The sequence below is a fragment of the Bacillus sp. EU52 genome, assembly GCF_037964975.1.
Lineage (GTDB): Bacteria > Bacillota > Bacilli > Bacillales > Bacillaceae > Bacillus > Bacillus subtilis.
Window position 1 is genome coordinate 2,460,524 of record NZ_CP150177.1, and the last position, 12,490, is coordinate 2,473,013.

The window sequence follows — 12,490 nt, forward strand, 5'->3', positions numbered from 1 at the left end:
TATACGCATTTTACGCAGTAGTGTTGTCTTGGTTTTCCGCTGTACAATCAGGGCATGTGCCGTAAATCTCAAATTTATGTCCGCTGACCTGATAGCCATCCAAATCATCACAAAGCTTGTCCATCGGACATGATTCAATTTCCTTTGTTTTGCCGCAGGCAAGACAAATAAAATGATGGTGGTGATGGGTGAATGAACATTTAAATCGGAAAAGCTTTTCACCGGACAGCTCAGTTGTTTCCAAAATCCCAAGTTCTTCATATAAAGAAAGATTTCTGTAGATTGTATCAAAGCTTAAGCCTGGATAATCATCATTCAGTGCAGACAGTACGTTTTTAGCGGTAAGATATCTGTCTGAATCAGCAAAAAGCTGCAGCATATCCTCCCGTTTGTTTGTATATTTATATCCGTTTTCTTTTAGTAGGTTCAGCGCTTCTTGTACGTTCATGAAGGGTCCCCCTTTTCGCTTTGCTTAAGAACGTATCACATGTATGAAAAAGAAAATGGCAGCTGTCTGTCCAGCAAGCCATTGTCTTTACTGCAGATAAAATTATACCCATAAAATGAATAAAAGTAAATGAAAGCCTAGTGGATTGCGTTTTTGAATTTTCCGCCTCTCGTTTCATGAGTATTCATAATTGTTATGAATGCATTTTGATCAACTTCAAACACGATCGATTTGAGCTTTGTCACTTCCAGCCTTGTGACAACCGCGTAAATTACGTCTTTTTCTTCGTCCGTATACCCGCCTTTCCCCTTCAGCTTCGTTGTGCCCCGACCAAGACGGTGCAAAATCGCGTCGGAAATCTCATCATACTGCTCAGACACAATAATGACAGCTTTTGTTTCATCAAGCCCTTGGATCACAGCATCAATCGTTTTCATCGCAATATAATAAGTCATGAATGAGTACATCGCTTGCTCAGGACCGAACACAAAAACTGCCCAAATGAAGATGAACACATTGATGAACATAACGAACTCACCTACTGAAAACGGGAGTTTTTTGGTCAGCAAAATACCGAGAATTTCTGTACCATCCATTGAACCTCCGTTTCGAATAACAAGCCCGACGCCAAAGCCGAGTAAAAGACCTCCGAACACAGTAGCCAAAATAGGCTGGGTTGTAATGGCTTCTACATGGTGAAGTGAGGATTCAATAACGGCAAGCCCGACAATCCCTATAAACGTAGAGACTAGAAAGGTCTTACCGATATATTTATATCCGAAGATCATAAAAGGAATATTTAATATGACAACGAAAAAAGCGAAATTGAGAAAGGGGTTTGACATAAAGAGGTGGTCTAAAATAAGTGATACACCGATAATCCCGCCATCAATAAAATCATTGGGGATTAAAAATAATTCAATACTTACAGCCGCAGATGCAGCTCCTACCAGAATCATAAAGACCCTGAAAATAAAATGGGTAAATGTTTCTTTCTTATGTTGTTTTGTTGGGGTCATAAAATCTCCTTTCCTGCAATAACTATTTTAAATACATTATAAATCTATTTTACCATTAAACACTGACACATTTTACTGATTTGCCCATACATTAAGTCTGGAGGTGGAATGACCGATGATTTTATTTCAAAGAATTATTTTACAGCGGCTTAATCAGGCTACTGCTGATGATTTGCTGAAGTACTCTAAACAATACGGAATCAGCTTAACAAGATCGCAGGCCGTTGAAGTAGCGAACTTGTTATACGGGAAAAATGTAAACATCTTTAATGAGAGTGAACGAATGCGGCTGTTGAAACAAGTAGAGACGATTACATCGAAAGAAACAGCTCAAACAGTTAATGAACTATTCAAACAATTTACAAGCTAAAAAATGGGGGTGTTATCCCCCATTTTTTATTGCTGTAAAATCTTTTCGAGCAATGTATCATCAAATTGTTTTTCTTTCAGCATTTCAATCTCAAAACGGTATGGCGGTTTTTTGTTCTTTTTATCTTCACCGACGTATGGTGTTTCAAGAATTTTTGGAATGTCTTTTAACTGCTCATGGTGAACAACATATTGCAGTGCGTCAAAACCTATTTCACCAAAGCCAATATTTTCATGGCGGTCTTTTCTCGCCCCTTTAACATTTTTGCTGTCATTGATATGAAGCACTTTAATACGGTCAATGCCAATGATTTTATCGAACTCATTTAGCACTCCGTCAAAGTCTTCGACAATGTTATATCCGGCATCATGTGTATGGCACGTGTCAAAGCACACTGACAGCTGCTCATTGTGTGTAACGCCTTCGATAATCTGCGCAAGCTCCTCAAAGCTTCTGCCGCATTCTGATCCTTTTCCAGCCATTGTTTCTAATGCAATCTGGACATTTTGATTCGGATCAATCACTTCATTTAAGCCTTCAATAATTTTTTTGATGCCGGCTTCAGCTCCTGCCCCTACGTGAGCGCCAGGATGAAGGACAATTTGCTTCGCTCCGATGGCCGCTGTCCGTTCAATTTCTGAACGAAGAAAATCAACACCCAGCTCAAAAGTGGACGGATTTGTCGTGTTGCCAATATTAATAATATAAGGCGCGTGCACGATAATCTCGTCAATGCCGTTTTCTTGCATATGTGCCCGGCCTGCTTCTATATTTAAGTCTTCAATTTTCTTTCGGCGTGTATTTTGCGGTGCGCCTGTATAAATCATAAACGTATTCGCCCCATAAGAGACTGCTTCCTGGCTTGCTGCCAGAAGCATATGTTTTCCGCTCATAGAGACGTGTGAGCCTATTCTCAGCAACAGGTTCCCCTACTTTCTTTTGTTAGATTGGTTTCTTCTCTGTTTTTTCTTGATTTTCTCCATCTCATAGCTCATTTTCTTTTTATACCCAGGCTTAACCTTCTTCGGCTTTTTCACGAGACGATGAGCAATTTCATCCGCTTCATTCGGCGTTTTTTTACGCTTTTTGCGGCGCTGACGGTCATCGCCTTTTTTCCATTCGCCCTTTTCAAGCTCTAAGTAATCAAATTCGATGCCCATTTTTTCAAGTCTTACTAATGCATCCTCATCAGTAAGCTCATAAATGGTCATCGCTTGTCCTGATGAGCCGGCACGAGCCGTTCTGCCCACACGGTGAACATAGAAATCGAGATCATCCGGCAGCTCATAGTTGATAACATGGCTGACACCTTTAATATCAATACCTCTTGCGGCAAGGTCAGTTGCAATGATATATGTGAATTCCAAATCATTGATCTGCTTCATGACTTTTTTCCGCTCACGTGGTGTTAATCCGCCGTGCAGCAAGCCGATTTTCATGCCTTTGCCAGTCAGATACTGGGCAATATGGTCAGCCGTATTTTTCGTGTTGGCAAACACAATCCCCAGGTATGGATTCAGATGCGACATGATGTCAAAAAGGAGCTTGTCCTTGTCACGATGTTTCGAAGGAATGAGGATATGCTCGATTTTCGCAGCAGTCACCTGTTTTGGCTCCACATGGGCGTATTTCGGATTTTCCATGTATTTCTTCAAGAATGGTTTCAGCTTTTCCGGTATGGTCGCTGAGAACACAAGCATTTGCAGATCCTCAGGCATGCGGGAACCGATGTAATCTACATCTGCAAGAAATCCCATGTCCAGCATTAAATCCGCTTCATCAATAACAAGAGATTCCGCTTTATGAACACTTAACGCCTGTTCTTTGATTAAGTCAGCAATCCGTCCGGGTGTACCGACAACAAGATGCGGCTGTATTTTCAATTTATCAATTGATTTTTGTTTATCAGTGCCTCCGATAAAACATTTCGAGCGAATCTGACTGCCTTCCTCACCCTGCGTGATTTTAAGCGCTTCCTGATAAATCTGGTTGGCTAGCTCTCTTGTCGGAGCCGTAATGACTACCTGAACGACATCCTTAGCAGGATCGATTTTGTTTAATAAAGGCAGTAAATAAGCGTGAGTCTTTCCAGTACCCGTCTGAGACTGGCCGATGACGCTTTCTTTTTTTAACACTGCAGGAATCAGCCTTTTCTGGATATCAGTCGGTTCGTAAAAACCAAGGCGATGTACTGCATCTATAATAAATGGTTTCAATTCATAAAGTTCAAATTTCGTTTCTTTCATTTTTCCCAGCTCCTTAAAGCGGCACATTATGTGTCCATCATCACATTATACCCGATTTTGCTTAAAAACACCACGTTTGCAAGGCGTTTGTTTTATTCAGTTATGTAAAGCAAATACCGCAGCCCATGCATATTCTAATAGCAGAGAGAGCTGAAAGGAGGTACAAGTATGTTTTCACCGCAGCAGCCAATGAGAAATTACCCACAGCCCGGACCGCCCCGCCCCATGCCAAATCAGCGAATGATGGGCAGAAGACCGCCTAATATGCGAGGACCTTCATTTGGAGCACAGCAGCAAGGTTTTCAGCAAGCCGGACAATTTCTTCCTCAGGCAAATGCCGGAGCGAGAAATAGTGCAGGTGCAGGCGGAGGCTTAAAAGGAATGCTGTCAAGATTCCTACCCGGCGGAGGAGGCGCTGGCAGCGCCGGAGTTCCAGGAGCAGGTGCCGCAGCGAGCGGAGGTGCTGGCCTGCAAGGCATTCAAAATATCGCCAATCCTGCATCATTATCCAGTATGCTTGGAAATGTGCAAAAAGTACTCGGCATGGCGCAGCAAGTCACCCCTATGATCCAGCAGTACGGCCCATTAGTCCGCAATCTGCCAGCAATGATGAAGCTGTACAGCCAATTAAGTAAAAGTGATGATACTGAGACAGAGACCAATGAGGAAAGTGAAAAACAATCCGTTTCAGAAGAATCATCAGAAAAAGAAAAAGAGACTGAAACAAAAACCTCAGATGGGAACAAAAAATCAAAACCAAAAAGTTCTTCTCTCCCAAAGAAATCTAAAACAACTGACAATAAAGAACAAGAATCAAAAACATCTGCCCCGAAGAAAAAGGAAGCTGCCTCTCCTGCTCCGAAAAGAACATCAGGCAGTTCAAAACCGAGATTATATATTTAACATTCTTTGATATCTGAAGTGAGATTGGCTATAATGAGATCAGAAGAATGCAAGAATAGAGCCGTTTGATTACGGCTTTTTATATTGCCTTTACTCACTTCAGTATTGGAGGACAACCGAAAATGGACGTAATTAAAATTTCACCGCGCGGCTATTGCTATGGTGTTGTTGATGCTATGGTCATTGCCAAAAATGCGTCACTAGATAAAAGCTTGCCAAGACCCATCTATATACTCGGGATGATTGTTCATAATAAACACGTCACTGATGCGTTTGAAGAGGAAGGGATTTTTACATTGGACGGCTCTAACCGTCTGGACATCTTAAAGCAGGTTGACAAAGGAACTGTCATTTTCACTGCGCACGGTGTTTCTCCCGAAGTCAGAAGAATCGCAGAAGAAAAAGGGTTAGTCGCAATTGATGCTACATGTCCGGATGTGACGAAAACTCATAATCTAATCTTAGAGATGAAAGAAAAAGGATATCACGTGATCTATATCGGCAAAAAAGGGCATCCAGAGCCTGAGGGAGCCGTTGGCGTAGCGCCGGAGATCGTTCACTTAGTTGAAACAGAAGAAGATGTAAAGAACCTTGATATCCAAGCCGAGAAGTTAATCGTGACGAATCAAACAACAATGTCTCAATGGGATGTTCACGACATTATGGAGCTTGTCAAAGAAAAATATCCTCATGTCGAATATCACCAAGAGATTTGCCTCGCTACTCAAGTGCGGCAGGAAGCTGTATCAGAGCAGGCAAAAAAAGCGGACTTAACAATCGTTGTCGGAGACCCGAAAAGCAACAATTCAAATAGGCTTGCTCAAGTGTCAGAGGAAATAGCCGGGACAAAAGCATACCGGATCGGCGACTTAAGCGAATTGAAGCTCGAATGGCTGAAAGGCGTTAATACCGTTGCAGTTACAGCGGGAGCTTCAACACCGACGCCGATCACAAAAGAAGTCATTCGCTTTTTAGAGCAGTTTGATCACGAAGATCCATCAACTTGGACAACTGAACATAATATACCGCTCAAAAAAATACTTCCAAAAGTAAAAGCAAAAAACTGAGGCTGTAAAAGCCTCAGTTTTTTTATAGAAATGTAAATGGATTTGTATCTGTTTCAGAAACAAAGATATTCACGTCAAACTTTTTATCGTTACACATTGATGTCAGTTTTCTCGTGACGCCTTCTTTCATGATTTTTTCCGCGTAATGGCCCGGATCAACCACATTTAGGCCAAGCATCATCGCATCATGGGCCACATGGAAGTATAAATCCCCTGTGACGTAAACATCGGCTCCCTTTCGTTTTGCATGATGAATATACTTGTTTCCATCTCCACCAAGAACAGCTACCTTTTTCACCATGCTGTCTGCATCTCCCACCATTCTGACACCATTGACGTCAAGCTTGTCTTTCACAAATAAAGCGAATTCCTTAAGCGTCATCTCATTTTTAAGGGTTCCGACACGGCCGAGCCCTTTTTCGGCGGGAGTCTGTTCGACAGGATAGATATCGTAAGCAACTTCTTCATATGGATGGCTTTTTATCATTGCATTGATAACAGCTTTTTCGACGCTTTTAGGAAATACAGTCTCAAGCCTTACTTCATGAACAAGCTCAAGCTCTCCCACTTCACCGATAAAAGGCTTAGCTCCGTCCAATGGCTTAAAGCTGCCGATTCCTTCAGATGAAAACGCGCAATGGCTGTATTCACCGATATGGCCGGCCCCCGCATTTCCGACCGCGGCTCTGACCTGCTCTTCATATTCCTTCGGCACGTATACTGCCAGCTTTTTCAAAGGATCCGTATAAGTAGGTGCCAGCACTTCCATCTCACTCAGCTCTAATGCTTCAGCAAGCAAATCATTCACGCCGCCGTCCGCAACGTCTAAATTTGTATGAGCTGCATAAACAGCAATATCATGCTTCAAACACTTTTCAATTAACCTTCCGGCAGGCTGATCTGTTGAAATATGCTTTAGCGGCCGGAAAATAGGAGGATGGTGTGCAATAATCAAGTCAACCTCTTTTTCAATCGCTTCATCGATAACGCTCTCTAACACATCAAGTGTAACCATCACATTTTCAATTGGTTTGTTTAAAGTGCCGATTTGCAGGCCGATTTTATCTCCTTCAACCGCATAGGCTTTCGGGGAAAATTGTTCAAACAGCTGGATGATCTGCTGCCCATTTACACTTTTAGCCATGATCGATTACCTCCTTTAACAGCTCCATTCGATCGGCGAGCTCCTTTAATTTTTGTTTGTTTTGCTCTGTATCCGCCGCTTGGCTGATCTGTTCATAAATGCTTTGAGTGTGCTGAAGCTCTTGTGTCCACTTTTTCAAAAAGACAGCATTTTTTTCTTTTGCTAAGAAAGGGCCGACGAGCATCCCGGCTGATAAAGAAATACCGTCATAAGCCGCATCCCTGTCTCCCGCTTCTGCCACCAGCACCTCATAGCACTTTCCGTCCTCTTCAAGGATTACCTCATCTATCAGCGCATATCTTTCTTTATAAAGCCACTCCCTGATATGAACAGCATGAATATTCGGCTGTAAAATGAGCCGTTCCTTCCCCGTTAATTTGTCTTTGCCCGCTTCTAAAATGTGAGCGATCAAAGCCCCGCCCATTCCGGCAATCGTAATGGCATCAGCTTCACCTTTTTTAATCACTTCCAGTCCGTCTCCCTGCCTTACAGAAATGTGCGAGTTTAAGCCTGATTTTTCAACCTGCCGCTTTGCAGACAAAAATGGGCCGTCTGTTATTTCTCCGGCAATCGCCCCGCTGGCTTTATGATTCAGCACCGCATAACAAGGAAGGTAGGCGTGGTCAGAGCCGATATCGGCCATCACCGCTCCATTCGGTATGTACTCCGCTACTGTTTGCAATCGTTTAGATAATTTTAATTCGTTCACTTGTCATCACAACTTTTCTCAATCATTTTTTCCTTTACTATCATATAAAAAATCAGCCCGGAATCCAAGCTGAAGCAAATGATTTTGAGATTATTTCTTTTGATGCGGGTCTGCACGCGGCAGTCAAAAATAAAAGGCTGTCGAGAACATCTCGGCGGCCTGTGAATGTATAAAGAGAAAAATGGTTCTTTTATTTAATTTTTGACACCCACTCTGCCATATCATCCAGCTTATCGGCCGGTACAAGACCGGAAGGCATTCCATTACCGCCTTTTTCGATCTTTGTTTTAATTTCAGCGACATCTTTCTTATCCCCTACACCTTTTAAGCTAGGACCCGAAACACCTTCATAATTTTCACCGTGGCATGCGATGCAGTTTGCCTTGTAAATTTCTTCTGGTGAAGCGTTCGCATCTTTCTTTTCAGCAGATTTGCTTTCTCCTCCGCTCGCAATCTCCCGAGAGTCATCAAGTCCTTTTACTGATAAAAAGAAAGTTAGACCAATTCCTAAAACAGCGATCAGCAAAAATGGAATAAGCGGGTTCCATTTCATTTCCCTTCCCCCTTTTTGATCCTTCCCCCTATGTAAACACTTCTAATTCTAACTTATTTTTACAAAAAGTAAATGGATTGCTATACAAAAGTTTTTTATTCACACTTTATACAAAATTGAATAGAAACATGCCTAAATCTCTAATATCCTTTTTATTCTATTGTATAATGTATTGTATACGCTTACAATAGAAAATATGGAATTAGATTTTGAAATTTTTCACCACAATGTTCATTTGCAAATGACATCATTTTTCAGTAAAATAAAGGCATATTATCCATATATCTTTTTAAAAAAAGAAGAACGGATCTTCAAGACCCGTTCCATCTTATTCAAGGAAATCTTTCAAACGTTTACTTCTGCTAGGATGTCTTAGTTTCCGCAACGCTTTGGCTTCGATTTGTCGAATACGCTCTCTCGTTACTCCAAATACTTTGCCGACCTCTTCTAATGTTCTTGTACGGCCGTCATCAAGACCGAATCGAAGACGCAATACATTTTCTTCACGATCAGTTAACGTATCAAGCACATCTTCCAGCTGCTCTTTCAATAGCTCGTATGCGGCGTGGTCAGAAGGTGAAGTTGCTTCTTGGTCTTCAATGAAATCACCAAGGTGCGAGTCATCCTCTTCACCGATCGGTGTTTCCAGAGATACCGGCTCTTGAGCAATCTTTAAGATTTCGCGTACTTTTTCAGGCGTTAAATCCATATCTTCCGCAATTTCTTCAGGTGTTGGTTCTCTGCCTAAGTCTTGCAGTAATTGACGCTGCACACGGATTAATTTATTAATGGTTTCAACCATATGAACGGGAATCCGGATCGTTCTCGCCTGATCGGCAATGGCGCGTGTAATCGCCTGTCTGATCCACCACGTAGCATACGTACTGAATTTATAACCTTTGCGATAATCAAATTTTTCAACGGCTTTCATCAGACCCATGTTTCCTTCCTGGATCAGATCAAGGAACAGCATACCGCGTCCGACATACCGTTTTGCGATACTGACAACAAGCCGCAGGTTCGCTTCAGCCAATCTGCGTTTAGATTCTTCGTCACCTTCTTCAATCTTTTGAGCGTAGGCGATTTCTTCTTTTGCAGAAAGAAGGTTAACCCGACCGATTTCCTTTAAATACATACGAACTGGGTCATTGATTTTAACGCCAGGCGGTACACTTAGGTCATTAAGGTCAAATTCTTCTTCGGCTTTGGCAAGCTGCTGAATATTAGGATCTTCTGTTTCTTCATTCTCACTAATTAATTCAACACCTTGTTCACCTAAAAATTCATAATACTCATCCATTTGGTCTGATTCAATTTCAAAGCTGGACATACGCTCAGCAATTTCTTCATATGTCAAAACGCCACGTTTTTTACCAGACTCTGTTAATTGCTCTTTTACTTGGTCGAATGTTAATTCTGTCTCGTGGGTTTGTTTATCAGCCATTATGGATCCCTCCTTCCAAAGCTTGCAACGAATTCTATAAGCGGTATGATTCTTATTCGGTCCATTCAGGCGTTTTCTATGTGAACTGCCTTTAATAATGTGCGAATAATGAAATGACAATTCATGATGAGGTTAAGCGATCTATTTGCTCCTCCGCAAGGAATCATTGCCAATACATGCTCCTCATCAGTTCTCCAGTTATTTTAAAGATCGGTTCAATGTAACGATTTCTTGAGCCAGAGAAGCAGCTCTTAAAAAATCTTTTTGCCTTTCGGCTTCGGCTCTTTCCGCCTCTTTTTCTTTTATCATTGACCAATTTCTTTGATTCAACACTTTTTTTACATAATCTGATAACTCGGCTTCGCTAAGCTCTTGATTAACCTGAAGCATTAATATATCAGACAAGAGCTGGCTTATATGATCATCCGTCACCCTGGCCATCAGATGCTGAGGCGTCAGCTCGGCTCCCTCTTCATAAAAAGCATAAAGATAGGCGGCTAATGCCCGGTGCTCATCAATATTAAATTGAAACCCTACCCGGTCAATCACTTTTTTGATGACGCTCCGATCTCGAAGCATGTGAGCGAGTAACAGCCTTTCTGCATTTTCATACGCCGGACGCAAACGTTTTTGCCTTGCTTTTGTCGTCAGATGCGCTCGCCGCGTTTTTGTTTCACCGCTATTGTCAGCAGGTTTGTTTTGCTTGCTGAAAACAGACAGCTGCTCAGTTAAAGACTCCTGTGAAAGCGAAAACTCTGAAGCAAGCTGCTTTACATAGACTTCCTGCTCTAGAGACCCTGAAAGCGTGCTGATTTCTTTCAGTACGTCTTTAATGTAAGCTAGTCGGTCGCCTTCATCGGACAGGTTCTTTCCTTTTCGGAAATATTGCATTTTGAACGCCATTACGGTGACACTGGCGTCAATAATGTCATTTTTAAATTTTTCCCCGCCGAATTTTTTGATGTAATCATCAGGGTCCAATCCGTCAGGAATCATTGCAACTCTGACTTTGCAGCCTTTTTTTTGCAGAAGCTCCGAAGCTTTTAAGGTGGCTTCATAACCGGCTTTATCAGAGTCATAGCAAAGAATGATTTCTTCGACGTTTCTTCTCAGGATTTTGACATGATCATCTGTAAGAGACGTTCCCATCGTGGCTATGCTTTCTTTTACACCCGAGCTTACGGCCGATATGACATCAGCAAACCCTTCAAATAAGACTGCTCTTTCCTGCTTTCTGATATGAAGGCGGGCCTTATAAAAATTGTAAAGCAGTTTACTTTTATGAAAGAGCGGGGTTTCAGGACTGTTCATATACTTAGGCTGCTGGCTGCCAAGAGCCCTGCCTGAGAAAGCAACAACAGCCCCGTGATGATCATGGATCGGAAACATGACACGGTTTCTGAAGCGGTCGAAATATCCGCTTCCGTCTTCGCGTCTGATCAGGAGACCCGCTTTTTCCATTTGCGCCTCACTAAATCCCCTCTTTACAAGGAATTTCGTGATAAAGTCCCAAGAATCAAGAGCATAGCCAATCTGAAATTCATCAATCAGCTCTTTCGTAAAGCCCCTAGCAAGCAGATAATCCAGTGCCTCTTGACCTTCTTTTGTATTTATTAACAAATGATGGTAAAATTTCTTCAGGAGCTCATGTGCCTCAGCCATTTTTTGTTCTCCAGAAGACTCTGGCCGGGCTCCGGAATGGACTGTTATATCATCTGGAAAATCAATTTGGTATTTGTCAGCAAGGTGAGAAACCGACTCGGCAAATGAGTAGCCTTCCATCTGCCTTAAAAAAGAGAAAACATTGCCGCCCGCTCCGCAGCCAAAGCAATGAAAAATCTGTTTGTCGGGCGATACGGAAAACGAAGGTGTGCTTTCTCCATGAAAAGGACAGAGTCCAAAGTAGTTTCGGCCTTGCTTCTTTAATTGAACATAATCACCTATGACTTCAACGATATCTGCCGACTTTTGCACCTGATCCACAATTTCATCTGGTATCCGATTTCCCATCTTATAACACTCCGTCGTACATTATTCGATGCTTTAGTGCAAAATCCCTTCATCGTTCGACAGGATTTTTTGCAGCAGTGTAATAAATCGTTCTCGATCTTCTTTATTCAATTTTTTAGGCCCTTTGGCATATACGCCTTTTCTTCTTTGTTTGCCGGAAAAATGACGGCCCTCTAGGGCAAAATCAATCGTGTCTTCTTTGTAAAGACGACCTCTTTCCGACATAACGGAGACATTTCTGTTCAACAGCAGAGATGCTAATCCGATGTCCTGCGTCACAACAATATCTCCCGGTTTCACGTGATTTGCGATATATAAATCAGCGGCTTCTTTATGAGGATCAACATACTTCCATTTTTCTTCATTGCTTCTGGAAAGCTGATAATGTTCAAATGAAGCGACAAAAAGAACTTGAACTTCATACTCGGATGCTGTTTGTAAAATTTCATCTTTTACCGGACAAGCATCAGCATCGACAAAAATCGTCTTTTCTTGTTCATTAAGAAGAGTAATTCTCCATCCCTCCATTAAACTCCTGCATAAAAGCAAGCAAAATCGCACATCCTTTATTATTGTG

At 42.0% G+C, this 12,490-nt stretch carries 13 protein-coding genes; 3 read left to right on the forward strand and 10 right to left on the reverse strand.

Annotated elements, in window-relative coordinates; all coding sequences use genetic code 11:
• Positions 1-10: 10 nt before the first annotated feature.
• Together zur and NSU05_RS12575 are read right to left on the reverse strand one after the other, a co-directional pair.
• The gene (zur, locus tag NSU05_RS12570; protein WP_003230079.1) at positions 11-448 is read right to left on the reverse strand and encodes a zinc uptake transcriptional repressor Zur; all 438 of its coding nucleotides are present in this window, start codon (positions 446-448) and stop codon (positions 11-13) included.
• Between the two features lie 137 nt (positions 449-585).
• Positions 586-1,467 carry a YitT family protein gene (locus NSU05_RS12575; protein WP_003230077.1) on the reverse strand — a complete coding sequence of 294 codons (882 nt, stop codon included), beginning with the start codon at positions 1,465-1,467 and terminating at the stop codon, positions 586-588.
• A gap of 115 nt (positions 1,468-1,582) precedes the next feature.
• Between NSU05_RS12575 and NSU05_RS12580 the strand changes: the two genes are divergently transcribed.
• Positions 1,583-1,837, forward strand: coding sequence for a DUF2624 domain-containing protein (locus NSU05_RS12580; protein ID WP_003230076.1), 255 nt, complete (start codon positions 1,583-1,585; stop codon positions 1,835-1,837).
• A 26-nt stretch (positions 1,838-1,863) separates the two neighbouring features.
• On the opposite strand, the gene NSU05_RS12585 is transcribed toward NSU05_RS12580, so the two are convergent.
• Together NSU05_RS12585 and cshB are read right to left on the reverse strand one after the other, a co-directional pair.
• The gene (locus tag NSU05_RS12585; protein ID WP_009967756.1) at positions 1,864-2,757 is read right to left on the reverse strand and encodes a deoxyribonuclease IV; all 894 of its coding nucleotides are present in this window, start codon (positions 2,755-2,757) and stop codon (positions 1,864-1,866) included.
• Between the two features lie 9 nt (positions 2,758-2,766).
• Entirely contained in the window at positions 2,767-4,083 is a 1,317-nt protein-coding gene (cshB, locus tag NSU05_RS12590) for a DEAD-box ATP-dependent RNA helicase CshB (protein ID WP_038429311.1), read from the reverse strand.
• 168 nt (positions 4,084-4,251) lie between these two features.
• Here cshB and vrrA point away from each other — a divergent pair, with 168 nt between their 5' ends.
• A complete protein-coding gene (vrrA, locus tag NSU05_RS12595) occupies positions 4,252-4,986 on the forward strand; it encodes a VrrA/YqfQ family protein (protein ID WP_038429313.1) in 735 nt (244 codons plus the stop codon).
• A 122-nt stretch (positions 4,987-5,108) separates the two neighbouring features.
• Entirely contained in the window at positions 5,109-6,053 is a 945-nt protein-coding gene (locus NSU05_RS12600; RefSeq protein WP_014477361.1) for a 4-hydroxy-3-methylbut-2-enyl diphosphate reductase, read from the forward strand.
• A 22-nt stretch (positions 6,054-6,075) separates the two neighbouring features.
• Here NSU05_RS12600 and NSU05_RS12605 read toward each other — a convergent pair whose 3' ends face one another.
• The 6 genes from NSU05_RS12605 to NSU05_RS12630 all read right to left on the reverse strand — a co-directional run bounded on the left by NSU05_RS12605 (position 6,076) and on the right by NSU05_RS12630 (position 12,441).
• Positions 6,076-7,197 carry a Nif3-like dinuclear metal center hexameric protein gene (locus NSU05_RS12605; protein WP_038429314.1) on the reverse strand — a complete coding sequence of 374 codons (1,122 nt, stop codon included), beginning with the start codon at positions 7,195-7,197 and terminating at the stop codon, positions 6,076-6,078.
• Positions 7,190-7,840, reverse strand: a complete 651-nt coding sequence (trmK, locus tag NSU05_RS12610; RefSeq protein WP_003246178.1) for a tRNA (adenine(22)-N(1))-methyltransferase TrmK — start codon at positions 7,838-7,840, stop codon at positions 7,190-7,192. The genes NSU05_RS12605 and trmK overlap by 8 nt, the downstream gene beginning before the upstream one ends.
• A 256-nt stretch (positions 7,841-8,096) precedes the next feature.
• Positions 8,097-8,459, reverse strand: coding sequence for a cytochrome c550 (gene cccA / locus NSU05_RS12615; protein WP_003230068.1), 363 nt, complete (start codon positions 8,457-8,459; stop codon positions 8,097-8,099).
• A 328-nt stretch (positions 8,460-8,787) separates the two neighbouring features.
• On the reverse strand, positions 8,788-9,903 hold the full coding sequence (rpoD, locus tag NSU05_RS12620) for an RNA polymerase sigma factor RpoD (protein ID WP_003226225.1): 1,116 nt from the start codon (positions 9,901-9,903) through the stop codon (positions 8,788-8,790).
• Positions 9,904-10,101: 198 nt separating this feature from the next.
• Positions 10,102-11,913, reverse strand: coding sequence for a DNA primase (gene dnaG, locus NSU05_RS12625; RefSeq protein WP_038429315.1), 1,812 nt, complete (start codon positions 11,911-11,913; stop codon positions 10,102-10,104).
• 33 nt (positions 11,914-11,946) lie between these two features.
• Positions 11,947-12,441: a YaiI/YqxD family protein gene (locus NSU05_RS12630; RefSeq protein ID WP_003230065.1), complete on the reverse strand. Its 495-nt coding sequence runs from the start codon at positions 12,439-12,441 to the stop codon at positions 11,947-11,949.
• Positions 12,442-12,490: the final 49 nt, after the last annotated feature.